Annotated in this window: 20 protein-coding genes; 11 read left to right on the forward strand and 9 right to left on the reverse strand. The window is 63.9% G+C overall.

The annotated features are described in order from the left end of the window. Positions 1 to 87: 87 nt before the first annotated feature. The 5 genes from HRQ64_RS08480 to uvrA form a co-directional block, all read right to left on the reverse strand. Positions 88 to 534 carry a YiiD C-terminal domain-containing protein gene (locus HRQ64_RS08480; RefSeq protein WP_172122969.1) on the reverse strand — a complete coding sequence of 149 codons (447 nt, stop codon included), beginning with the start codon at positions 532 to 534 and terminating at the stop codon, positions 88 to 90. Then, complete coding sequence (gene trmFO / locus HRQ64_RS08485) at positions 531 to 1916, reverse strand: methylenetetrahydrofolate--tRNA-(uracil(54)-C(5))-methyltransferase (FADH(2)-oxidizing) TrmFO (protein ID WP_172122970.1); 1386 nt, start codon at positions 1914 to 1916, stop codon at positions 531 to 533. Before trmFO ends, HRQ64_RS08480 begins: the two co-directional genes overlap by 4 nt. A gap of 257 nt (positions 1917 to 2173) precedes the next feature. Beyond that, positions 2174 to 2323, reverse strand: coding sequence for a DUF1127 domain-containing protein (locus tag HRQ64_RS08490; RefSeq protein WP_127752621.1), 150 nt, complete (start codon positions 2321 to 2323; stop codon positions 2174 to 2176). A 197-nt stretch (positions 2324 to 2520) separates the two neighbouring features. Then, a complete protein-coding gene (locus tag HRQ64_RS08495; RefSeq protein ID WP_164854773.1) occupies positions 2521 to 2673 on the reverse strand; it encodes a hypothetical protein in 153 nt (50 codons plus the stop codon). A 107-nt stretch (positions 2674 to 2780) separates the two neighbouring features. Continuing rightward, complete coding sequence (gene uvrA, locus HRQ64_RS08500) at positions 2781 to 5672, reverse strand: excinuclease ABC subunit UvrA (protein WP_172122971.1); 2892 nt, start codon at positions 5670 to 5672, stop codon at positions 2781 to 2783. Between the two features lie 460 nt (positions 5673 to 6132). Here uvrA and ssb point away from each other — a divergent pair, with 460 nt between their 5' ends. The 3 genes from ssb (at position 6133) to bsh (ending at position 8668) form a co-directional block, all read left to right on the forward strand. Beyond that, positions 6133 to 6633 (forward strand): single-stranded DNA-binding protein, encoded by a 501-nt coding sequence (ssb, locus tag HRQ64_RS08505; RefSeq protein ID WP_172122972.1) that lies wholly within the window; start codon positions 6133 to 6135, stop codon positions 6631 to 6633. A 290-nt stretch (positions 6634 to 6923) separates the two neighbouring features. Next, positions 6924 to 7631, forward strand: coding sequence for a hypothetical protein (locus tag HRQ64_RS08510; protein WP_172122973.1), 708 nt, complete (start codon positions 6924 to 6926; stop codon positions 7629 to 7631). Between the two features lie 62 nt (positions 7632 to 7693). Next, a complete protein-coding gene (gene bsh, locus HRQ64_RS08515; protein WP_172122974.1) occupies positions 7694 to 8668 on the forward strand; it encodes a choloylglycine hydrolase in 975 nt (324 codons plus the stop codon). Here bsh and HRQ64_RS08520 read toward each other — a convergent pair. Continuing rightward, complete coding sequence (locus HRQ64_RS08520) at positions 8637 to 9101, reverse strand: DUF2267 domain-containing protein (RefSeq protein WP_172122975.1); 465 nt, start codon at positions 9099 to 9101, stop codon at positions 8637 to 8639. The genes bsh and HRQ64_RS08520 overlap by 32 nt on opposite strands. A gap of 143 nt (positions 9102 to 9244) precedes the next feature. Here HRQ64_RS08520 and HRQ64_RS08525 point away from each other — a divergent pair, with 143 nt between their 5' ends. After that, on the forward strand, positions 9245 to 9985 hold the full coding sequence (locus HRQ64_RS08525) for an SDR family NAD(P)-dependent oxidoreductase (RefSeq protein ID WP_172122976.1): 741 nt from the start codon (positions 9245 to 9247) through the stop codon (positions 9983 to 9985). 67 nt (positions 9986 to 10052) lie between these two features. Here the strand turns inward: HRQ64_RS08525 and HRQ64_RS08530 are convergent, their stop codons facing one another. From HRQ64_RS08530 to HRQ64_RS08540, 3 genes are all read right to left on the reverse strand, one after another. Further along, positions 10053 to 10580, reverse strand: a complete 528-nt coding sequence (locus HRQ64_RS08530) for a hypothetical protein (RefSeq protein WP_127752636.1) — start codon at positions 10578 to 10580, stop codon at positions 10053 to 10055. A gap of 121 nt (positions 10581 to 10701) precedes the next feature. Further along, positions 10702 to 13089 (reverse strand): efflux RND transporter permease subunit, encoded by a 2388-nt coding sequence (locus tag HRQ64_RS08535; RefSeq protein WP_172122977.1) that lies wholly within the window; start codon positions 13087 to 13089, stop codon positions 10702 to 10704. Between the two features lie 126 nt (positions 13090 to 13215). Beyond that, entirely contained in the window at positions 13216 to 14094 is an 879-nt protein-coding gene (locus HRQ64_RS08540; protein ID WP_210258528.1) for an SDR family oxidoreductase, read from the reverse strand. 214 nt (positions 14095 to 14308) lie between these two features. Here HRQ64_RS08540 and gyrA point away from each other — a divergent pair, with 214 nt between their 5' ends. From gyrA to tgt, 7 genes are all read left to right on the forward strand, one after another. Next, positions 14309 to 17086: a DNA gyrase subunit A gene (gene gyrA, locus HRQ64_RS08545; protein ID WP_349236685.1), complete on the forward strand. Its 2778-nt coding sequence runs from the start codon at positions 14309 to 14311 to the stop codon at positions 17084 to 17086. A 6-nt stretch (positions 17087 to 17092) separates the two neighbouring features. Then, complete coding sequence (locus HRQ64_RS08550; protein ID WP_172122978.1) at positions 17093 to 18307, forward strand: MFS transporter; 1215 nt, start codon at positions 17093 to 17095, stop codon at positions 18305 to 18307. A 30-nt stretch (positions 18308 to 18337) separates the two neighbouring features. After that, positions 18338 to 18832, forward strand: a complete 495-nt coding sequence (coaD, locus tag HRQ64_RS08555) for a pantetheine-phosphate adenylyltransferase (protein WP_127752640.1) — start codon at positions 18338 to 18340, stop codon at positions 18830 to 18832. Further along, positions 18829 to 19395, forward strand: coding sequence for a peptidylprolyl isomerase (locus HRQ64_RS08560; RefSeq protein WP_172122979.1), 567 nt, complete (start codon positions 18829 to 18831; stop codon positions 19393 to 19395). The genes coaD and HRQ64_RS08560 overlap by 4 nt, the downstream gene beginning before the upstream one ends. 174 nt (positions 19396 to 19569) lie before the next feature. Next, complete coding sequence (locus HRQ64_RS08565; protein ID WP_172122980.1) at positions 19570 to 20049, forward strand: peptidylprolyl isomerase; 480 nt, start codon at positions 19570 to 19572, stop codon at positions 20047 to 20049. Positions 20050 to 20721: 672 nt separating this feature from the next. Further along, on the forward strand, positions 20722 to 21783 hold the full coding sequence (gene queA, locus HRQ64_RS08570) for a tRNA preQ1(34) S-adenosylmethionine ribosyltransferase-isomerase QueA (RefSeq protein ID WP_172122981.1): 1062 nt from the start codon (positions 20722 to 20724) through the stop codon (positions 21781 to 21783). Between the two features lie 209 nt (positions 21784 to 21992). Then, positions 21993 to 23120: a tRNA guanosine(34) transglycosylase Tgt gene (gene tgt / locus HRQ64_RS08575; protein WP_172122982.1), complete on the forward strand. Its 1128-nt coding sequence runs from the start codon at positions 21993 to 21995 to the stop codon at positions 23118 to 23120. The last annotated feature ends 14 nt before the right edge of the window (positions 23121 to 23134 follow it).

The following is a 23134-nucleotide window of genomic DNA, read 5'->3' on the forward strand; positions in this document are numbered from 1 at the left end:
TTCCGAGGCCGCCCCACCCACTAGCTGTCACCCCGGCCTTGAGCCGCGGCCCATCCCGAGATGGCGGTGCCTAAGCACGACGCGCGGCTACTCCCGCTCCCCGCCAAACGCCACAAACTCGCCGCGGAACGCCCCGACCATCTCACCGGCATAATCCAGCTGTGAGCGCACCGCGATCCGCGCCACTCCCTTGCGCGCCAGCATGCGGGTAAACGCCGCCCAGTCGCCATCCAGCGTTGCCGTTGCCGTGAACTCTCCGGCAATGGGGCGCAAATATTCCATGCTGTTACGCTGGATCACCAGCCGGCTCGGCAACCCCTGCGCAGTCACCCTCACATGCAGCAGCGACCAGGCCGCAAGCGTCGCCAGCGCCGAAGCGCTGCCGCCAAACACCGTATCGCGGTGATTGATATTGGGCGCGAGTGGCGCGCCCAAAGTCACGGCTTCGGCGCTGCTCGAGACCACCTGCACGCCCATTCCCCGCGACAGCGGGATATGCTCATGCAGATAAGCTTCGAGCGCGCCGCCCGTCATGCCCAGCTCTTGAGATCGTCCAGCGCCCGCGCCGTGATCATGCGCCGCTTGGCGATCACCTTGTCATTGCCGCGCCAGCGCCCCGCGCCCTCGGGCTTGGTCACCGTCACTTCCGGGAACAGCCCGAAATTGACGTTCATCGGCTGGAAGCTGCGCGCCCCGCTATAGCCCTCGGCTTCAAGGTGCCCGCCCGTGATATGGCCGAGCAGCGCGCCCAGTGCCGTGGTGATCGGGGGCGGGGGCAGGGTGTCGCCACGCGCTTCGGCCGCCGCCATGCGGCCGGCCACCAGCCCGATCGCGGCGCTTTCCACATAGCCTTCAACGCCCGTCACCTGGCCGGCAAAGCGCAGCCGCGGATCAGCCTTGAGCTTGAGATCGGCGCCCAGCACCTTGGGGGAATTAAGGAAAGTGTTGCGGTGCAGGCCGCCGAGACGCGCGAACTGCGCGTTCTCGAGCCCCGGGATCATGCGGAAGATCTCGGCCTGGATGCCATAGCGCATCTTGGTCTGGAACCCGACCATGTTCCACAGCGTGCCCAGCGCATTGTCCTGCCGCAGCTGCACGATCGCATAGGGCTTGACCGTGGGGTTGCGCGGATTGGTCAAACCGACCGGCTTCATCGGCCCATGCCGCAGCGTTTCGCGCCCCCGCTCGGCCATCACTTCGATGGGCAGGCAGCCATCGAAATAGGGCACCTTCTCCCAGTCCTTGAACTCATGCAGCGGCGCTTCGATCAGCGCATCGACGAACCGGTTATACTGCTCCTGGTCCATCGGGCAGTTAAGGTAGTCCGCCCCGGTGCCGCCCGGGCCCGCCTTGTCATAGCGCGACTGCGCCCAGACAATGTCCTGGTTGATGCTGTCGTAGTGCACGATGGGCGCAATGGCGTCGAAAAACGCCAGCGCATCCTCACCCGTCAACTCCAGCACCGCTTCCGCCAGCGCCGGGGAGGTGAGGGGGCCGGTCGCCACGATCACATTGCGCCAGTCCGCTGGCGGCAAGCCGGCGACTTCCTCGCGCTCGATGGAAATATTGGGGTGGCTCTCGATCGCCTTGGTCACCTCGGCCGAAAAGCCGTGCCGGTCCACCGCCAGCGCACCGCCGGCCGGCAGCTTGTGCTGGTCGGCCGCCTGCATGATCAGCGAGCCGCAGCGCCGCATCTCTTCATGCAACAGCCCCACGGCATTCTGCTCATGGTCGTCCGAGCGGAAGCTGTTGGAACACACGAGCTCCGCCAGGCTCTCGGTCTGGTGGGCATCGGTGGGGCGCACCGGGCGCATTTCGTGGACGATGACGCGCGCGCCGGCCTGTGCCGCCTGCCAGGCAGCTTCGGAGCCGGCCAGACCGCCGCCAATGATATGGATAGGTTCTGATGAGGACATGAGCGCCCATAACAAGGCCGCTGCGTCAGCGCAACTGCCGCGTCTCGCAGCCGGGCTGCCGTCTGCTCAAATGCGCTTGAGCACTTGTTCAGAAGGCGTTCATCGCGGTGAACGGCAATCCTGCTTTGCCCTATTGCTGGGCGAATCTTTGCAGCTGATTGTCAAGCGAGCAGGCTCGCCTGAACAGCAATACACCCGCATCTCACAGAGAAGCGGGTGTTCGGTCTATGTCAAACCTGAGGCTTGGGCAGTAATGCTTAAAGCGTGCTGGCATGATCGCGGGCAACACGGGTGATATCGGTACGCGAAATACCCAGATCGTTCAGCTGACGATTGTCGAGAGCGGTAAGCTCACGGACGGTCTGCTGGTAAGCGGCCCACTTCTTGAAAGTCTTGCGGATGTCCATTCGATTTCTCCTTGCGTCTACGCCGATATATCTAGGCCATTGCGCACGACACTTGCAGTGGGTCATTGGTCAAACGAGCCATGCACGCCAAGCGCGGCTTTAACCACCGCCGTTCATTTCCGGTTAAAGCTCCGGTCAGAAATAAGGCCGCGGGATGGAGATCCCACGGCCGGTGCTTATTTCTGCGCTTGGCGTGTTCAGCGGTCGAACAGCCCGCGCGTCATTTTGTTGAACTCCGGCCCGCAAAGCCCCAGCGGATCAGGCTCTCGCCGGCAGGGGAGGTTGATTTCCCGGCGGTCCTGCTTGATCTCGACGGGGCGCTTGATGCACCAGACGGCACGCACGAACATGGCCCGTGCTCCTGTTCCAAATCGCGACAAACCCAAGCATGCCGAGCTTCGCTGCCACCTTCCACTGCTCATCGGGCAGGCGCGACATGCGCCCCCCGCATAGCTGGCTACTCCGCCGCCCGCCGCGCCGTGGCCGGCCGCCGCTCCATCACCTGCTTGAGGAATGTACCGGTATGCGAACGCGGGCTCGCCGCCACCTCTTCGGGCGTGCCTTGCGCCACGATCTCGCCGCCGCCATCGCCCCCTTCGGGGCCTAAGTCGATCACCCAGTCGGCCGTCTTGATAACTTCGAGATTGTGCTCGATGACCACCACCGTATTGCCGGTATCCACCAGCTCATGCAGCACATCGAGCAGCTTGGCGACATCATGGAAATGCAGCCCCGTCGTCGGCTCGTCCAGCATATACAGCGTTCGCCCGGTTGCCCGCTTGGACAGCTCCTTGGAGAGCTTGACGCGCTGCGCCTCGCCCCCTGACAGCGTCGTTGCCGGTTGCCCGACCTTCACATAGCCCAGCCCCACCCGCTGCAGCGTCGTGAACTTGTCGCGGATTGTCGGCACCGCGGAAAAGAACTCCACCGCCTCGTCGATGGTCATGTCGAGCACATCCGAAATGGACTTGCCCTTGAACTGCACCTCAAGCGTTTCGCGGTTGTAGCGCTTGCCCTTGCACACATCGCAAGTGACATAAACATCGGGCAGGAAGTGCATCTCGATCTTGAGCACCCCGTCGCCCTCGCACTTCTCGCAGCGCCCGCCCTTGACGTTGAACGAGAACCGCCCCGGCCCATAGCCGCGCGTCTTGGCTTCCGGCAGGCCGGCAAACCATTCGCGTAACGGCGTGAACGCGCCGGTATAGGTCGCCGGATTGGAGCGCGGCGTGCGCCCGATGGGGGACTGGTCGATGTCGATGACCTTGTCGAGATGCTCGAGCCCGGTTAGGGATTTGTGCGGCGCCGGCATCACCCGTGCCCCGTTGAGGCGCCGCGCGATAGCGGTATACATGGTGTCGATCATCAGGGTCGACTTGCCGCCGCCCGACACCCCGGTAATGGCCACGAACATGCCGAGCGGCACATCCACATCCACATCCTTGAGGTTGTTGCCCGTGGCGCCGCGCACCGACAGATACTTGCCGGTCTTGCCCTCGCGGCGCTCGGCCGGAATGGCAATGCCCATGCGGCCCGACAGATATTTGCCGGTGAGGCTGTCCTCATGCGCCAGGATCTGGTCGGGCGTGCCTTCGGCCACGATATGGCCGCCATGCACCCCGGCACCCGGCCCGATATCGACCACATAGTCGGCCGTCAGGATTGCATCCTCGTCATGCTCCACCACGATCACGGTATTGCCGAGGTCGCGCAGCCGCCGCAGCGTATCGAGCAGGCGCGCATTGTCGCGCTGGTGCAGCCCGATCGAGGGCTCGTCGAGCACATACAGCACGCCCGTCAGCCCCGAGCCGATCTGGCTCGCGAGGCGAATGCGCTGCGATTCCCCGCCCGACAGCGTCCCCGAATTGCGCGACATGCTGAGGTAATCGAGCCCCACATCGATCAGGAAGGTCAGCCGGTCCCGGATTTCCTTGAGAATGCGCTCGCCGATCTGCTTCTGGCTCGGCGTCAGCTGCGCCATCAGCCCGGCAAACCACTCGTCCGAGGCGCGGATCGACATTTCGGTGACCTGCCCGATATGGAGCCCCGCAATCTTGACCGCCAGCGTTTCGGGCTTGAGCCGATACCCGTTGCAGGCCACGCATGGCGCCTGCGACATGTATTTTTCGATCTCCTCGCGCATCCCCGCGCTTTCGGTTTCCTTGTAGCGTCGCTCGAGGTTGCCGATCACCCCTTCAAAGGGCTTGGTGGTCTTGTATTGCCGCAAGCCGTCGTCATAAACGAACTCGATTGCCGTACGTCCGGTGCCATAGAGCACCGCCTGCCGCACCTCGTCGGGCAGGTCGGCCCAGGCGGTCCCGGTCGAGGCGCCGAAATGCTTGACCACCGCGCTCAGCGTTTGCAGGTAATAGGGCGCCGAGGTCTTGGCCCAGGGCAGCACCGCCCCGTCGCGCAGGCTGAGGCTTGAATCGGGCACGACCTGGCCCGGATCGATCTTCTGCTCGGTCCCCAGCCCGTCGCAAACCGGGCAGGCGCCGAACGGGTTGTTGAACGAAAACAGCCGCGGCTCGATCTCGGCAATGGTGAAACCGGAAACCGGGCAGGCAAACTTTTCCGAAAAGGTGATCTGGCGCGGCTTGCCGTTCTCGTCGGTTTCGTCGGCCAGTTCCACCAACGCGATGCCGTCGGCGAGCTTGAGCGCCGTTTCAAAGCTTTCCGCCAAGCGCCCGCTGAGGTCGGGGCCCACGACCACCCGGTCGATCACCGCCTCGATATCGTGCTTGAACTTCTTGTCGAGGGTAGGGGCATCCTCGAGCTCGAAATATTCGCCGTCGATCTTGACGCGCTGGAAGCCCTTGCGCCCCAGCTCCGCCAGTTCCTTCTTGAACTCGCCCTTGCGCCCACGCGCAATCGGCGCCAGCAGATAAAGCCGCGTGCCCTCGGGCAGCTCCAGCACCCGGTCCACCATTTGCGACACGGTCTGGGACTCGATCGGCAGCCCCGTGGCGGGCGAATAAGGAATGCCTACGCGAGCAAACAGCAGGCGCAGGTAATCGTAGATTTCCGTGACCGTGCCCACCGTCGAGCGCGGATTGCGCGAGGTGGTTTTCTGTTCGATGGAAATTGCGGGGGACAGCCCCTCGATATGCTCCACATCGGGCTTTTGCATCATTTCGAGAAACTGCCGCGCATAAGCGGACAGCGACTCTACATAGCGCCGCTGCCCTTCGGCATAGATGGTGTCAAAGGCCAGCGACGATTTGCCAGAGCCGGACAGGCCCGTCATCACGATCAGGCTGTCGCGCGGCAGCCGGACATCGATGCCCTTGAGATTGTGTTCGCGCGCGCCGCGCACCACGATTTCACGATTAAGGCTGGGATTGGGCATCACGATCCATGTTCATAAAGGCTGCGCCAGACAGGTGTCGGCATATAACGGCCGGACGGTCGGCGGGAACTCACAAATAGGGGCGCGCCACCGGGCAGGCAAGGCAAAGGGCCGGCATGGCGGCCTTGCACCCGCTGTCAACGCGCCCAACAAAGCCCCGGGGTCAAGCGCTCACCACTTTGGAGCCACTCCATCCCGCAGGCCTGCTGACACAGCGTGTCAGTAGCATCCCCATCGCGTACCTCTCGGGCGGCCCCTTCCGCCATCCTTGACTCGCCCCGCACTGAGAACATAAGATGAACGAAGTTAAAGGGCAATCCCCATCTACTGGGGTCCAGCGGTCAGGCGCAGCCGGCACAAACCGGTTCAAAACGCCAAAAAAGGCTGAGCGGCCGCGGTTTTGGGCGTTAAGTAGAACCCAAGCGGGCCGCAGGCCAAGCAAAGCGAAACGGAGCATGTCATGGCAGGCAGCGTCAACAAGGTCATTCTGGTAGGCAATCTGGGCAACGACCCCGAAGTGCGCAATCTTCCCAGCGGCGGCAAGGTGGTCAATCTGTCCATCGCCACCTCGGAAAACTGGAAAGACAAGAACACCGGCGAGCGGCGCGAAAAGACCGAATGGCACCGGGTGGTGATCTTTTCGGAAGGTCTGGCGCGTGTAGCCGAAAGTTACCTCAAAAAGGGCTCCAAGGTTTACATCGAAGGCCAGCTTCAAACCCGCAAATGGCAGGACCAAAGCGGCCAGGACAAATACTCCACCGAGATTGTGCTGCAGGGCTTCAACTCTAACCTTACGCTGCTCGACGGCCGCGGCGAGGGTGAAGGGGCAGGGGGCGGCGAGCCCGGCGGCTTCCGCGGCGCCCGCCAGTCCGACAATGGGGGCGGTGGCGGCGGCCGCCGTCCATCCCCGAGCGCCCCGGCCTTTGAGTCCGGCGGCATGGACGACGACATCCCGTTCTGAGGCCCGACGCCTCCATAAAAACCAGGAAAGTGGGTCGCTTCGGCGGCCCTTTTTTTTTGCCGTAAAGCCTTTCCGGCTTCAAAGGCATGAAGCGACAGCGGCGGCCCCGGCCCCGGGAAAAAGCCCCTTTATTGACTTTGCTCAATTTGCGGCACCCGCGACGGGCTAGTTTCACGGTGAAATGAGGCGTGCATGCCCGCACCATCCAAGAGTCGCCCAGACTTTGGCGCGGTGGCACCGAGCTGCCGATCTCCGTTTGCACGCAAGAGCCCTGACCGGAAGGAACCACCATGTTGACGTCCAAGGCATCTGCAGCTCTGCTCGTGACCGTCCTTGCGGGCTCGCTAACCCTGTCCCCGCTGGTGGTGGGGCAGGACAATGCCACCCCCGCCACCACGCAAGCCGCGCCTGAGGAGCCTGGTGGAGCGCGCCGCGCCATCCGCTGGGCGCAAGCCCATTTGCAGGAGATGGATGCCGCCATCACCGTTCTGGAGCAAAACACCGAACAACTCGCGGGCGACGCGCGCACCAAGGCCGAAGCGGAACTCGACAAGCTGCGCGCCGTGCGGGAGGAGTATCAGCGCTCCCTCGAGGAGGCGCTGGCCACCACGGACGCCAGGACCCGCGAGGAAACCGAGCGGCTGGGCAGCGCGCTCGCCACCCATTGGGACGACTTCGAGACCGATCTGGCCGCCTATTATGACGCCGCCAAGGCTGATCACGAACTTCGCCGCGCCGTATTCATCGCGCGGGCCGAGGCGCAGGAAGCCGCCTTCAGGCAGGAAATCGAGGACCTCGACCACTCGGTCGCCAATGCGGCTGCAGGCGCCAAGACCGGGCTCGACGCGCGCAAGGCAGCGCTGGAAGCCCGGCTGCAGGAAAGTCGCGAACAACTCGACCGGCTGGGCGCCGCGACCGACGCTTCCTGGCAGCAATTCGTCGATGGCCTGCACAATGCCCGCACGGCATTCCAGGCCGAGTTTGAGAAACACCAGTAAGCCATTGATCTATTTACAGGCCCTGCAGGCCCGTCGCGGTCGGCAGAACGGGAGATCGGCAGATGTGCACCGGCGCCAACTACACCACCAAAGACCATTATTTCGGCCGCAATCTCGATCTGGAGTTCTCCTATAACGAGACCGTCACAGTTACGCCGCGCAACTTCCCCTTCGAGTTCCGCAGAATGCCCAGGCTCGACACGCACCACGCCATCATCGGCATGGCGACCATCTCGGATGGCTATCCGCTGTACTACGACGCGACCAACGAGAAGGGGCTCAGCATGGCGGGGCTCAATTTCCCCGGTAATGCCGATTACAAGCCCGAAGCCCCCGGCCAGACCAATATCACGCCCTTCGAGTTCATCCCCTGGATCCTGGGCAAGTTCGAAACGGTGGACCAGGTCAAGGCCGAGCTGCGCGCGTTCAACCTCGTGGACATTTCGTTCAGCGAGGCCTTCCCGCTCTCGCCGCTGCACTGGATCATCTCGGACCGCAACAAGTCCATCACTGTGGAGTCGGTGCGCGACGGCTTGAAGGTCTACGACAACCCTATCGGCGTGCTCACCAATAACCCGACCTTTGACATCCAGTCCTTCAACCTCAACAACTTCATGCACCTGTCGCGCAATCCGCCCGAGCCGCATTTCTCGGACCAGCTCAGCTTCGACGTCTACAGCCGCGGCATGGGCGCGATCGGATTGCCCGGCGATCTGTCCTCGTCCTCCCGCTTCGTCAAGGCCGCCTTCACCAAGCTGAACGCGATTTCCGGGGACTCCGAGTCGGAATCGATCAGCCAGTTCTTCAAGATCTTGGAGTCGGTGGCCCAGCAGCGCGGCTGCGTGGACGTCGGCAACGGCAAATACGAGATCACCATCTACTCGTCGTGCTGCAACACCGACAAGGGCATCTATTACTACACGACCTACGAGAACAGCCAGGTCACCGGGGTCGACATGCGCAAGGAGGACCTCGACGGCTCCGCGCTTGCCGCCTATCCGCTGATCAAGGGCCAGCAGATCCAGATGCAGAACTGAGGTCTCGGCTGCCGGCCGGCGCCCAGAACTCCCGGGCGAATGGGGGCAACTTGTCGAGGCACTCGGCAAAGCTCGATTGATCCATGCTGCGCCACAGCACCGTCGCCACATCCTCGATGGCGCTCGGGGGCGAGATATTGTGGTTGGGCCGCAACTCCCGTACCTCCCGGCGCCATGCCGCGCGGTCCAGCACCGCCACCGGTTCCGCTTGCGGGTCCCAGTCCATCACAAACAAGGCCCGCAGCATTGGCGGCAGGATCTGCACGAACACGATCCCTTCCTCGAGCGTCAACCGTCGCCGGAACGCCAGCAACACCCCCTGCAGCATAGTATAGGCCTGATGCCGCGTCGTCAGACCCGCTTGCTCGGCAATTGCCGCCAGCAACGCATCGAACTCAGCCGAAGCCCGCCGGTATTCGTTTGGCACCGTCATCCGCATCCTCCTCTCAGCCGGTCACCAATCTGCCACCACTTGGCCGCGCGCGCACGCTGGCGGCGCCAATTCGCGCCCTCCTGACAAGACTTGTCCCGCGCGGCCCTTAAACCGCCAGCAGCAATCAACCAGGAGGCACGGAGATGAGTGAATTTGCGGATAAAACCGCCCTGGTCACCGGGGCCGGCTCGGGCATCGGGGAAGCGACGGCTCGCGCCCTGCACCGGGCGGGAGCGCGGGTGTTTGGTGGCGTGCACACGCTCGAACAGGCGCAGCGCCTGCAGCGCGAACTGCCGGGCATCGTTGCCGCGCCCTGCGACGTGCGGGACCCCGCTGCCGTCGAGCGCATGGTGGCGCAGGCCGTAGCGGCGTTCGGCCGCCTCGAGCTTTGCGTCAACTGTGTCGGCATCACCGGACCCGCGCCAACCCCCATTGCCGATTACGATCCGGCGGTTTGGGCCGAAGTCATCGCCACCGATCTCACCGGCATGTTCCATTGCCTCAAATACCAGGTCCCGGCGCTTGCGGCGGCTGGCACTGGGGCCATTGTCAACATGTCCTCGGCTAATGGCGTGGTCGGCATTCCCGGCATGGCTGCCTATACTGCAGCCAAGCACGGCGTCGTGGGTCTTACTCGCAGCGCTGCTCTGGAGCTCGCCAACACCGGCATTCGCGTCAACGCCCTCGCACCCGGCTATGTGGCCACGCCCAAAGTGCTCGCCGCCGGCGAAGATGCGCTGACCCTGTTCCGCCAAAGCCACCCGATGGGGCGGCTGGCCGAGCCCGAGGAAGTCGCCGAGTTCATCCTCTTCCTGCTGTCCCCGCGCAGCGCCTTTGCCACTGGCGGGGTTTACGCGCTGGATGGTGGCTACACCGCCCAATGACGCCGGAGCACATACGAAAAGGGCGACCACCCGGCCGCCCCTTGCAGTCATCCTTTGGGCTCAAAGACTATTTGCTGAACGGCACATTGGCGCGGATGCTTTCGCCAGTTTCAACATAAACCACGTTGAAGCCCACCGTGATCTCGTCCTGGTCGAGCGCAATATCGGCCGAGATATCGTATTCCTTGCCTTCTTCGTCCTGGTCGCGTTCGCGCAGGTTGAACAGCAGTCCCTTGCCGCGCTTTTGCCCCACGGCAATGCCCGAAAAAGCGGCGTTGGAGGTCATCGCCGCCTCGAACCGCCGCTGCGCGTCCACATAGGCGAGCGTGCCATTGATCGAGAGCACCTTGCCGGCCAGCGTGCAGCGCCCGCTATAATTGACCTTGTCGCTATTGCCCGTGCTGACCTTGAGCCGGCACACCACGGTTTCCGAGCGATCCCCGGTCAGCGTGCCGCGGCCGCGCCAATCCCCGATATAGGATTGGAGCAGGGCCACATCGGCCGGCGCAGCAAAGGCCGGCGCCGCACCAACAACGCCAGACAAGGCAAGACCCGCGAATGCCAGGGCACGCGCCACAGGCCCGAAATAGTTCATCCTAACCCTCCGAATGGAAAACTGCCCCCCGGCCACAGCGCCCGAGCTTAGCAAAACCCTGCTGCCGCGCGGCAAAATTCGCGACAATGTGAACAACCCAGATCCCACGCCAGCGAGCCAGCTACGAAACGATCGAGGACGGCGCCGCGCCGCGCGAAGCCGCTTCTCCGCTCGGATCATCGGGCGTCGATTCATGATCGGCCATGCGCACCTTGATCTTGCCCAGCGGGTGAAAGAACTTGCCGCCCGCGGCCAGCAAGGCCGGCAGGATGAACAGATCCCCGATCACGGCAAAGGCCAGCGTCGATACGAACAGCTTGCCGAACAGCGCTACCTGCGGCAGCTCCGAAAAGGTCACGATCACCACCCCGGCGCAGAGGATGATCGTCGTCGCGACGATCGCGCCGCCGATCCGGTCCAGCGTGTGCTTGACCGCCGCCAGGTGCTCCATGCCTTCCTCTCGTCGCGCATGCAGATAATGCGACAGGAAATGCACGGTGTCGTCCACCGCGATGCCAAAGGCGATGGTCAGCGCAATCACCGTGGTCAGTTGCAGCCCGGCGCCCGAGAAATACAGCCAGGCCTCCGTTCCCAGTACGGGAAAGAGGTTGGGAATGGCCGAAGCCAGCGCCACCCGGAAGCTCTGGAAGGCAAAGCCGATCAGCCCCAGATTGACCAGCACCGACAGCGTCAGGTCGAGCTGCAGCCCGCTCACGATCTGGTCGGTGGCAAAGGTCGTCATCACCCGGAACCCGCCGATTTCAGCGCCCTCGATCCCCGCCGCCCTCAGTTCCGCCGTCACATCGGTGACGAGGTCCTTGAGGGAATCCGAATCAAGGATCGTCGGCATAAACCCGGTCACCAGCGCCTGGGAGCCGTCGTCATTGATGAAGCGCCGCTTCATGAACGGACCCACCGCCTCAAACACCTCTTCGCGTGTAAAGCCCGCTTCGGTGTAATTGGTCAGGCTGGCGGCGGAGATGACCTTGTTCTCCCCTAGGTGGGCTTCCATGATCTCGTGCACGCGCCGGATGGTCTCGAAATCCTCGGGCGCAACATTGGGATCGTTCTGCTGCAGCGGCACCCGCACATAAAGCGGCGCCACCCCGCCCACGCCCTGGTCGATCTGCTGCGCCGCCGTGATCGCGCTGGATTCGCGCGCGGTGAAATCCTCGAAGGCAAAATGCGGCTTGATCAGGAAGTAGGGGACGAACAGGACGAGCGTGACCGCGATGGCGACGATTGAAACGAGTCGCCCATAGCGCCGCGCCAGAAACCAGCTCAGGGGCAGGGGAGCCGTCAGCACGAGGCTCGATCGCTTGGGTGCCTTGAAACCGAGCCGCAGCGAGAGCTTGAGCATCAGCGGCATGAAGGTCATCAGGCACACAAACAGCAGGAACGAGCCGATCGCCCCCGCGATGGAAAACTCGCGCACGCCCTGGCCTGGGGTCAGCGACAACGACGCAAAGCTCACCAGTGTCGTCAGCATGGTCAACGCCGCGGCCGGCCCCACCAGCTTGACCGTGGCATCCACCGCCTTGTTGGGCTCCATCCCGTCGTCGCGCCAAAAGGCTAGCCAGTTGAAAACGAAGAACATGGATTCGGCGAACGAGATCACCAGCACCAGCGTCGTCACCAGGATGGTGAGGAACGAGAACGAGCCGAAAAACAGCAGGATGATTCCCATCGTCCACATCACTGCCACAAACGGCGTGGCGGCGACGAGAATGGCTCCCGGCAGCGAGCGCAACGCGAGGAGCGCGATCAGCGATCCCAGCCCAAAGCCCCAGACGGTGAACTTGAGCTGGTCGCTAACCGCCGCGTTCAGCATTTCGGTGGTCCAGACCGGGGGGCCGGTCAGCTCCACCTGGATGTCTGCGTCCTGGTAAAGGGCGATGGTTTCGCGCAGGGAGGCGATCATCGCCTTTTCCCCGTTTTCCTGCACCGCATCGCGGTTGGGGAACATGATCAGCACCACGCCCGACAAATCGGGTGTGATCAGGTTGCGCATCATCGGGTCGTTCTGCTGCAGCTCGCTCAGCGCCGCCGCAACCTCCGCCGGTTCAGTCATCCCTTCAGGCACCGCCGGCACCGAGCCACCGCCGCCATCAGGCTTGCGCAGCGTAAAGGGCGACATCGTGCCCACTGCGTATTCGCTCAGCTCCATGTCGAAGGCCAACTCGCGCACCCGCTCGAGCACTTCCGGATCGGTCAGGCGAGGCGAGGTCACCAGCACATAGATGTCGTTTTCAAAGGTGCCGAAATTCTCCGACAGCCGCTGATAGGCGTCGTAATGCTCGCCCGAATCGGCAAACACCCGCAGCAGGTCCCCATCCACATTGGCGCGCGGAATTTGGCTGAACGCCAGGGCCGTAATCGCCAGCACGGCAAGCGCCACCGCCAGCGGATAGCGCAGTGTGCTCAAACCGATATGTTCAAGCCCAAAGCCGATGGAGCGGTCATGCGTCACCCGGGCCAGGGTGCGCTGGAGCAAAGCAGAAAAGGCCAAGACACCCGGTCTCCACGTATAAGGCGACGAATTGGCGCGATTTCTACGGCTTTGCGGCAGTTGCGTCCAGCAGCCACTGTAGTGCTGGGCGCAATGTTGTTGGTGTGTGCTTGGAAAAGCGCTGGCTTAACTTGCCAGGCTCTCGCGATGCAGGGCCAGCACCGCGTGCAGGTTTTGCGGCGCGCGGCCGGTAAACCGCTCCACCGTGTCGGCAACAATGGCGTGGTGACCCTCGGCAGCATCGCGGTCAAACGCCACCAGCAGATTGGCCATGAAGGGCGGCAGGCCCGCTGCCAGCATGCCTTCGAGCAACTGCTCGGGCGTCACCCCGATCCGGGCAATGCTCTTGCCGGACAGCTCGCTGAGCAGACGCGCAACTTCTTCCTGGGTCACCGGGGCAGGGCCGGTCACATCGAAAATGTTCTGCCCTTGCGCCTCGAGCAACGCGCCCGCCGCGGTGCGGGCGCAGTCGGCCCGGCTCACATAAGCGCGGCCCTTGCCCGCCGTGGCATCGAACATCTGCCCCGATTGCAGCGCACCCCCGGCGCCCATCAGCACCGCCTCGGCATAAATGTGATTGCGCAGCACAGTGAACTCGAGCCCCGATGCCGCCACCGCCTGCTCGGTCCAGTAATGATCGGCAATGCCCCCGGCGCTGGCGTTCGGCCGGGGATTGGGGGCTGAGGTATAGATGATGTGCTGCACGCCAGCGCTGCGGGCCGCTTGCACGGCTGCGCGCTGCTGCTCGGCCCGGTTGGCCGCGACCGTACTGATCATCAGCATGCGCTCGACGCCGTCCAGCTTGGCGGCCAGATCGGGGTCATCGAAGTCGATTTGCCGCAATTCGACCTCGCGTCCCTCGAATTCTGCCAGCTTGCCCGGCTCGCGCGAGCCCGCAATGATCCGCCGCGCCCCCTTGGCCAGCAATTCCTCCACCACCAGCCGGCCCAGCTGGCCACCGGCCCCGGTTACCAGCACTGTTTTGTCGGCAAAACGGCTCATCATCGTGCTCCTTGTTCGGGCGTGAGGCAGGTGCCGCCCGGCACTTGGCCCTTCTCCCAGACTTAATGAGCGCGCAGCAGACTTGTAAGAAGGCACCTGCCTTATACCGCCCCCCACCTTATCAAGGCCCGGCGACAAGGGGTCCCACCGCAGCGATTGGTAATTTCGCGCGAAATCACCTATTTACTACTCAGCTGAATCAACCCGAATCGATACCGTGACCGATACGCCCGACACCGGAACCGGCGCGCCCCCGCCCTCCGACGATATCGCCCTCATCTCCATTACCGACGAGATGCGCAAATCCTATCTCGATTACGCCATGAGCGTGATCGTGAGTCGGGCCTTGCCCGACGTGCGCGACGGCCTCAAGCCCGTGCACCGGCGCATCCTGTTCTCGATGAGCGAGAATGGCTACGAGTGGAACAAGCCCTATCGCAAGTCGGCCCGCGTGGTCGGCGACGTTATCGGTAAATACCACCCGCACGGCGATCAGTCGGTTTACATGGCGCTGGTGCGCATGGCCCAGGATTTCTCCATGGGCCAGCTGCTGGTGGAAGGGCAGGGAAATTTCGGCTCGGTCGACGGCGATATGCCCGCCGCCATGCGATACACCGAAGTGCGCATGCAGCGCATCACCAACAGCATGCTCGACGATCTCGACAAGGACACCGTCGATTTCCGCGACAACTATGACGGCTCCGAGCGCGAGCCTTCCGTGCTGCCCGCCCGCTTCCCCAATATGCTGGTCAATGGCGGCGGCGGTATTGCGGTGGGCATGGCCACCAATATCCCGACGCACAACCTGGCCGAAACCATCAATGCCGCGCTGATCCTGCTCGACAATGGCGAAGCCACGGTCGACGACCTGCTCGAAGTGCTGCCCGGCCCCGATTTCCCGACCGGCGGCATCATCCTTGGCCGTGCCGGCATTCGCGCCGCCTATGAAACGGGCCGCGGCTCGGTTCTGGTGCGCGGGCGCGTTGCCATCGAGGAAGTGCGCAAGGAACGCGAAGCCATCATCATCACCGAGTTGCCCTATCAGGTGAACAAGGCGACGCTGGTGGAAAAGATCGCCGAACTCGTGCGCGACAAGCGCATCGAAGGCATCTCCGACATGCGCGACGAATCCAGCCGCGAAGGCATGCGCGTCGTGGTCGAGATCAAGCGCGACGCGCTGCCCGACGTCGTGCTCAACCAGCTCTACCGCTACACCCAGCTGCAATCCTCGTTCGGCTGCAACTTCGTCGCCCTCAATGGTGGCAAGCCGCAGCTGATGACCCTCAAGGAAATCCTTGAGGCCTTTATCGCCTTCCGCCATGAAGTCGTGACACGCCGCGCCCGGTTCCTCCTCAACAAGGCCCGTGACCGCGCCCATATCCTGGTTGGTCTGGCCGTCGCCGTCGCCAATATCGACGAAGTCATCGCCCTGATCCGCACGGCGCCCGATCCCGCGACCGCGCGCGAACAGCTGATGACCCGCCGCTGGCCGGCCGCCGATGTGGCGCCGCTCATCGCGCTGATCGATGATCCGCGCCACCGCATCAACGAGGACGGCACCTTCAACCTCTCCGAGGAACAGGCCCGCGCCATCCTCGAGCTGCGCCTCGCCCGCCTCACCGCCCTTGGCCGCGACGAAATCGGCGAAGAACTCAACGGCCTTGGCGCCGAGATCAGCGATTACCTCGATATCCTGCGCTCGCGCGAGCGCGTGATCGACATCATCCGCGACGAACTGGTTGCCATCCGCGACCAGTTTGGCACCCCCCGCCGCACCGAAATCGCCGACAGCCTCGCCGATTTCGACGACGAGGACCTGATCGCGCGCGAAGACATGGTCGTCACCGTTTCCCATGGCGGCTACATCAAGCGCGTGCCGCTTTCGACCTACCGGGCCCAGCGCCGCGGTGGCAAGGGCCGCTCGGGTATGCAGACCCGCGACGAGGATTTCGTCTCGCGCCTCTTTGTCGCCAGCACCCACACTCCGGTGCTGTTCTTCACCTCGCGCGGCATCGCCTATAAGCTCAAGGTCTGGCGCCTGCCGCTCGCAGCCGCCAATGCCCGCGGCAAGGCACTGATCAACATCCTGCCGCTCGAGCAGGGCGAACGCGTCACCTCCATCCTGCCGCTGCCCGAGGACGAGGCCACCTGGTCCGATCTCGACATCATGTTCGCGACCTCGCGCGGCACGGTGCGCCGCAACTCGCTGGCCGATTTCACCTCGGTCAACCGCAACGGCAAGATCGCCATGAAGCTCGACGAGGGCGATCGCATCGTTTCCGTCGAAACGGCCAGCGCCACCGACGACATCATGCTCACTACCGCACTGGGCCGGGCCATCCGCTTCGGCATCAATGATGTGCGCGTGTTCAAGGGCCGCGATTCCACCGGCGTGCGCGGCGTGCAGCTGGGCGAGGGGGATACCGTCATCTCCATGTCGATCCTGCGGCACTTCGACGCCAATCCGGCCGAGCGCAACACCTTCATCAAGCAATACGGCGCCAATCGCCGTGCCGCGACCGGTGAAGAGGCCGAGGTCGAGCTCACCGGCACCGAGGACAGCGAAGAGGATGTGGGCGTCACCGCACTGTCCGTCGAGCGCTACGCCGAAATGGACGCCGCCCAGCAGTTCGTCCTCACCGTCAACGAAAAGGGCTTCGGCAAGATCTCGTCTTCCTACGATTTCCGCCTGTCCAACCGCGGCGGCAAGGGCATCCGCGCTACCGACCAAAGCAAGCTCGACGAGATCGGCCATCTCGTTGCGTCCTTCCCAGTGGAGGAAAGCGATCAGCTCATGCTCGTGTCCGATCGCGGTCAACTGATCCGCGTCCCGGTCGACGGCATCCGCTTCTCGAGCCGCGCCTCCAAGGGCGTGCGCATCTTCTCGACCGGCGCGGGTGAAAAGGTCGTCTCGGTCGAACGCATCAGCGAGCCCGAAGGCGACGACCCCGGCGAAGTCGACGGCAGCGACGCCATCGCCCCCTCGGGCGAATAACCAAACATGCGGGCAGCGCCGGGGTATCGAACACTCCTGGCGCTGCCTGCCCCCCGCTGGCTGGCGCTCGCGAGCCTGCCTGCCGACTTCGCCGACTGGCTCGATTACGCCGCAGTGGTGGCGCTCCTCGTTTTTACCTGGCAGCAAGGCCCACTCGCACTCGCCCTTTTTGCGCTTTGCCTGGCGCTCCCCTATCTCACCGCCGGCCCGGTGCTGGCCATCTATGTGGATCGCCTGCCGCTCCGGCGCGTCTTGTTCTGGAGCAATCTCGCTCGCGCCCTCGCCACCTCGGCCCTCCTGATCGCCCCGAACACGGCAGTTGTGCTCCTTTTGGTCTTCGCCCGCGGCTGCATTGACTCCGCCTTCAATCCCGCCCGCCAATCCGCTGTTCAGGCCTCCACCCCGGCCGACCTCCTGTCGCATGCCAATGCCCTCCATCACGCCATCAACCAGGGCTCCAAGATCCTCGGCCCGGCCTTGGGCGGGCTCTTGCTGACTGCGCTCTCGCCCCAGGGCGTCTTTGCCGTCAATGCCGGCTTCTCCCTTCTAGCCGCGCTTCTCGTGCTCCCGCTGCAACTCGCCTCGCGCCAGCCCACCGCCACCCCGGAACGCTTCTCGGTGGCGCTCCTCGCCGGAGTCAGCGAGTTCGGCCGCAGCCGCCTCTTGCTGACCGCCTTGGTGTTCTCCGCCATCGCGTTCTTCGCCTTCTTTCTCTACGACACCTTTATTGCCCTGCTGCTCGATGATCTCGGCTATGGACCATCCGCCCTGGGTTTCTCGCTGGCTTGTTCCGGCCTCGGCGGGTTGTTGGGGGCCGTGCTGTCCGGTCGGATGCCTCCAGAGAATCCGCTCGCCAGCATGATCAGCGGTGCGCTCATAGCTGGGCTGGCGGTCGGTGCGCTCGGCCTTGGCGCCGCGCTCGAACTGGGCCTGCCGCTCCTGGCTTACCTCGCGCTGATGGCGGTTATGGGCGGCTCCACGGCTTTCATGCTCGTGCCCTATCGCACGATCATCCAGACTGAAACTCCGCCCGACCGCATCGCCCGCGTGTCGGCCGCGGGTGAGGCCGTTACCACCGCCATCATGCTGTCCGGGCCATTTGTCGGCAGCTTCATCGCCACCCTTTGGGGCAACGCCGCTGCGTTTATTGCCGGCGCCTGCGTGCTGCTTCTGCTCGCCTTTGCCGGCCTCGTCATTCTTGCACTCCGCCCCCGCCCGTGACACAAACCCCAAAACTGCGCGGAGGGGCACATGAGCAGGCTGGTAGGGTTTTATCCCGGATCGTTTGACCCGGTGACCAATGGCCATCTCGATGTGATCGAGCGCGCCTGCAAGCTCGTCGATACCCTGGTTGTCGCCGTTGGCATCAATCCGGGCAAGAAGTCGCCGCTCTTTGCCCATGCCGACCGACTGGCCTTGCTCAACCAGGTGCTCGCGCCCATCGGCAAGCGCACCGATACCGAGTTTCGTGTCGTTGATTTCTCCGGCCTCATGGTCAATGCCGCCCGCGAACACGGCGCCAAGCTCATCATCCGCGGCCTGCGCGACACCACCGATTACAATTACGAGATGCAGATGGTGGGCATGAACGCCCAGATGGCGCCCGATCTGCAGACCGTCTTCCTGCCCTCCAGCCCGCCCGTGCGGCACATCTCGGCCACATTGGTGCGGCAAATTGCCGAAATGGGTGGCGATATCGCCGCCTTTGTTCCTCCCATTGTGCTCAAGGCTCTGCAATCCAGATGACCAATGCTTTTCGCCCGACTCGCCGCCTGTTCAGCGCCCTGGCGCTTGCCACTCTCGCCTTCGGCTCCGCTCCGGCCTTCGCGCAGGCACCCACCGGCACGCCGCACCTGCTGCTGACGCTCGAAGATGGCGTGGTCGATATCGAACTGCTGCCCGAGATTGCGCCCAAGCATGTCGAGCGCGTGGTCACCCTGACCAATGAAGGCTTTTACAACGGCCTCGTCTTTCACCGCGTGATCGAGGGCTTCATGGCCCAGACCGGCGATCCAACCGGCACCGGCATGGGCGGCTCGGACCTGCCCGACGTCGAAGCCGAGTTCAACAACGAAAGCTTTGGCCGCGGCGTCGTGGGTGCTGCCCGCTCGCAGAATCCCAATTCCTTCAATTCCCAGTTCTTCATCACCACCGGCGACGCCTCGTTCCTTGACGGGCAATACACCGTCTTCGGCAAGGTCGTTTCCGGCATGGAAGCCGTGGACGCCCTCGAAAAAGGCCCGAAGTCGGCCAATGGCCAGGTCGAGAACCCCGACAAGATCGTCGAAGCCAAGATCGAATATAAGTAACTCGAACCGGGCTTGACCCTTCGGGGCCTCCACGCACGCGATGTCATCCCGGCCTCGAGCCGGGATCCATCCTGAGACCCATCACCACGGCAGCGCCGCGTGAACCGTCAGGCGGTTGCACCCGCCGCCCAATGCCCTTACATCCCGCCCCATCAATCAACGAAAGCGAAAACCATGGCCGATTACGCCGATCCCGAAAACACCCTCGTCATTGACACCACCAAGGGCGAAGTCGTTATCCAGATGCGCCCGGACCTCGCCCCCAACCACGTCGCCCACATCAAGAAGCTCGTGCGTGAAGGCTTTTACGACGGCATCGTCTTCCATCGCGTGATCGACGGCTTCATGGCCCAGACCGGCTGCCCGCGCGGCACTGGCACCGGCGGCTCCAAGTACCCGGACCTCAAGCAGGAATTCAACAACGAGCCCCACGTCCGCGGCACGGTTTCCATGGCCCGCGCCCAGAGCCCCGACAGCGCCAATTCGCAGTTCTTCATCTGCTTTGACGACGCGTCCTTCCTCAACAAGCAATACACCGTTTGGGGCCAGGTCATTTCCGGCATGGAAAACGTCGACCAGATCAAGCGCGGCGAACCCGTCCAGAACCCCGACAAGATGAACTCCGTCAAAGTCGCCGCCGACATCGCCGCCTAAGCATTTTTCTTGACCAACTTCCACGGGCGCCCCACCAGGGCGCCCGTTTTGTGTCTGCAGCCTCGCTTCCAGCCCCAAGTACCACCCTCGGTGCTCGTGCCCTCCCTCCCCCTTGAGGGGGGGCCGGGGAGGGGGTCGCCGTGCTGTTGCACTTATTGAACCGCTCCGCCTAACGCCTGCACAACCACCGACCCAAGTGCCATCGTCTCCCTCCCCCTTGAGGGGAGGGATCAAGGGTGGGGGTTCAGGCCGTGCCGCAAGCTCGGTGTCCTGGTTTGCCCCACCGATAAACAGGACGTTTCTCCACTCCACTCCACTCCACTCCACTCCACTCCACACCCGCCCACCCACGACCCCCACCCTAGCCCTCCCCTCAAGGGGGAGGGGACGCTCCGCCCCATGATCGGTTACTGTCCAGTCGATCACCCCAACCACCACCCGCCGAGCTCAGCCCTCCCTCCCCCTTGAGGGGAGGGCCGGGGAGGGGGTCGATGTGCACTTTCACTGATCCTTCCGATGCCGATAGCTGCACAACCGCCACGACCTAAGTGCTCCGCCCTCCCTCCCCCCTGAGGGGAGGGTGGGGGGCGGCCGTTCCCCGAACCGAGTTCGTGTCGGGCCCGGACAAACCGCGCCCTCCACAAACGCCCACCCCCATGCTAATCCCCCCGCATGCGCGTTTCCGATTTTGAATTCGAGCTCCCCGAAAGCTCCATCGCCCTCCACCCAGCCGAACCCCGCGACTCCGCGCGCCTGCTGGTCGTGGACCCGCAGCACGGCCTTTCCGACCGCCACATCCCCGATCTGCTTAACCTCCTCCACCCCGGCGATGTCCTCGTCGTCAACGACACTCGCGTCCTGCCGGCCGAACTGCGCGGCACCCGCATCCGGGGCGAGAACCGCGCCAGCGTCTCCTTCAACCTCCACAAGCGCGACGATGCCAGCACCTGGCGCGCCTTTGCCCGCCCCGCCAAGCGCCTTGCCCTCGGTGACCAGCTCGAGCTGGGCAATGGCCAAACCGAGCCGCTCCGCGCCACCGTTGCGGGCAAGGGCGATGGCGGCGAAATCATCCTCCGCTTCGCCCTCAGTGGCGCTCAGCTCGATGAAGCGATCAAGTCCCATGGCGCCATGCCGCTGCCCCCCTATATCGGGGCCAAGCGCGCGCTCGAGGAGCGCGACAAGACCGACTACCAGACCGTTTATGCCGCCGAGGATGGCGCTGTGGCCGCCCCCACCGCAGGGCTCCATTTCACCCAGGACCTGCTCGACCGGCTAGAGGCCAAGGGCGTCACCATCGAGCGCGTGACCCTTCATGTCGGCGCCGGCACCTTCCTGCCCATGAAGGCGGAAGACACCGAAGACCATGTGATGCATGCCGAATGGGGCGAGATCGATGCCCGAACCGTCGAGCGCATCCTTGCCGCCAAGCGCGCCGGCGGCCGCGTGGTTGCCGTGGGCACAACGAGCCTGCGCCTCCTCGAATCTGCCGCCCGCCCCACCGGCACGCTCGCCCCCTTTGTGGGCGATACCGACATCTTCATCACCCCGGGCTTTCAGTTCCGCTGCGTCGATCTGTTGATGACCAACTTCCACTTGCCCAAATCGACCCTCTTCATGCTGGTCAGCGCCTTTAGCGGGCTCGACACCATGCAGGCCGCCTATCGCCACGCCATCGACACCGGCTATCGCTTTTATTCCTACGGCGACTCATCGCTGCTGTTTCGTGCGCAATAGTGCTCGCCCGAGTTCCACGCCCCTCCTGCTGCAGGCTCGACTAGAGTTAGCGCCTCACCCTAAGGTCAATCGGGAATTTCGAACCCCGTGGTCTTCAGCTTCCGTAGCCCTCATGGTGAGGCGGGAGCGCAGCGACCCTCGAACCACGAGGGCGTGGCACGACGACGGGCTCTTCCCACTCGCAGTTCAACCCACTACAACCCAGCGCCATGAAACAGGTCACCTTCACCCTTGCTGCCACCGACGGCGCCGCCCGCCGGGGCCGCATCGATACCCCGCGCGGCGACATCCAGACACCCGCCTTCATGCCCGTGGGCACCGTCGGCACCGTCAAAGCCATGTATCCCGATCAGGTTCGGGAAACCGGCGCCGATATTTTGCTGGGCAACACCTATCACCTGATGCTGCGCCCCGGCGCCGAGCGCGTGGCCGCGCTGGGTGGTTTGCACGACTTCATGGATTGGCAGCGCCCCATCCTTACCGATAGCGGTGGCTTCCAGGTCATGTCGCTGGCCCAGCTGCGCAAGCTGACTGAACAGGGCGTCACCTTCAAATCCCATATCGATGGCTCCGCCCACCAGCTCACCCCCGAGCGCTCGATCGAGATCCAGACGCTGCTCGATAGCGACATCATCATGCAGCTCGACGAGTGCATTGCGCTGCCCGCCGAGTACAAGGAGATGGAACGCGCCATGGAGCTGTCCCTGCGCTGGGCCGACCGCTCCAAGACCGCCTTCAACAACCAGGCCAATCGCGCCCTCTTCGGCATCGTTCAGGGCGGCGACTCCACCGAACTGCGCGCCCGCTCCGCCGCGGGGCTGCGCAGCATCGGCTTTGATGGCTACGCCGTGGGCGGCCTTGCCGTGGGCGAGCCGCAGGAAGTGATGTTCCGCGTCCTCGACGAAATCACCCCCGAACTGCCCACGGACCGCCCGCGCTACCTCATGGGCGTCGGCAAGCCCGACGACATTCTGGGTGCCATCGGCCGGGGCATCGACATGTTCGATTGCGTCCACCCCACCCGCGCCGGCCGCCACGGCCATGTCTACACGCGCTTTGGCGTCATCAACCTCAAGAACGCGCGCCACAAGGATGACCCTCGTCCCATCGACGAGCAGTCTCCCAACCGCAATTGCCGCCGCTGGAGCAGAGCCTATCTTCACCATCTGGTGCGGACGGAGGAAATTTTGGGGGCCATGATCCTTTCGCAGATCAATCTGGCCTACTATCAAGAACTGGTCAGTGGTGCTCGCGTGGCAATCGAGGCGGGTCGGTTCGCCGATTTTGCCGCCGAAACTCGCGCTGCTTGGGCTGCGGGCGATCTGCCGGTTATTTGACGTTCAGAAAGGGT

Origin of the sequence: Devosia sp. 919 (genome assembly GCF_013185965.1) — a bacterium.
GTDB lineage: Bacteria > Pseudomonadota > Alphaproteobacteria > Rhizobiales > Devosiaceae > Devosia.

Excerpts from the sequence above, each read along its gene's own strand:
- HRQ64_RS08480 (WP_172122969.1), bottom strand. The coding sequence starts at position 534 with ATGACGGGCGGCGCGCTCGAAGCTTATCTGCATGAGCATATCCCGCTG.
- trmFO (WP_172122970.1), bottom strand. The coding sequence starts at position 1,916 with ATGTCCTCATCAGAACCTATCCATATCATTGGCGGCGGTCTGGCCGGC.
- HRQ64_RS08490 (WP_127752621.1), bottom strand. The coding sequence starts at position 2,323 with ATGGACATCCGCAAGACTTTCAAGAAGTGGGCCGCTTACCAGCAGACC.
- HRQ64_RS08495 (WP_164854773.1), bottom strand. The coding sequence starts at position 2,673 with ATGTTCGTGCGTGCCGTCTGGTGCATCAAGCGCCCCGTCGAGATCAAG.
- uvrA (WP_172122971.1), bottom strand. The coding sequence starts at position 5,672 with ATGCCCAATCCCAGCCTTAATCGTGAAATCGTGGTGCGCGGCGCGCGC.
- ssb (WP_172122972.1), top strand. The coding sequence starts at position 6,133 with ATGGCAGGCAGCGTCAACAAGGTCATTCTGGTAGGCAATCTGGGCAAC.
- HRQ64_RS08510 (WP_172122973.1), top strand. The coding sequence starts at position 6,924 with ATGTTGACGTCCAAGGCATCTGCAGCTCTGCTCGTGACCGTCCTTGCG.
- bsh (WP_172122974.1), top strand. The coding sequence starts at position 7,694 with ATGTGCACCGGCGCCAACTACACCACCAAAGACCATTATTTCGGCCGC.
- HRQ64_RS08520 (WP_172122975.1), bottom strand. The coding sequence starts at position 9,101 with ATGACGGTGCCAAACGAATACCGGCGGGCTTCGGCTGAGTTCGATGCG.
- HRQ64_RS08525 (WP_172122976.1), top strand. The coding sequence starts at position 9,245 with ATGAGTGAATTTGCGGATAAAACCGCCCTGGTCACCGGGGCCGGCTCG.
- HRQ64_RS08530 (WP_127752636.1), bottom strand. The coding sequence starts at position 10,580 with ATGAACTATTTCGGGCCTGTGGCGCGTGCCCTGGCATTCGCGGGTCTT.
- HRQ64_RS08540 (WP_210258528.1), bottom strand. The coding sequence starts at position 14,094 with ATGATGAGCCGTTTTGCCGACAAAACAGTGCTGGTAACCGGGGCCGGT.
- HRQ64_RS08550 (WP_172122978.1), top strand. The coding sequence starts at position 17,093 with ATGCGGGCAGCGCCGGGGTATCGAACACTCCTGGCGCTGCCTGCCCCC.
- coaD (WP_127752640.1), top strand. The coding sequence starts at position 18,338 with ATGAGCAGGCTGGTAGGGTTTTATCCCGGATCGTTTGACCCGGTGACC.
- HRQ64_RS08560 (WP_172122979.1), top strand. The coding sequence starts at position 18,829 with ATGACCAATGCTTTTCGCCCGACTCGCCGCCTGTTCAGCGCCCTGGCG.
- HRQ64_RS08565 (WP_172122980.1), top strand. The coding sequence starts at position 19,570 with ATGGCCGATTACGCCGATCCCGAAAACACCCTCGTCATTGACACCACC.
- queA (WP_172122981.1), top strand. The coding sequence starts at position 20,722 with ATGCGCGTTTCCGATTTTGAATTCGAGCTCCCCGAAAGCTCCATCGCC.
- tgt (WP_172122982.1), top strand. The coding sequence starts at position 21,993 with ATGAAACAGGTCACCTTCACCCTTGCTGCCACCGACGGCGCCGCCCGC.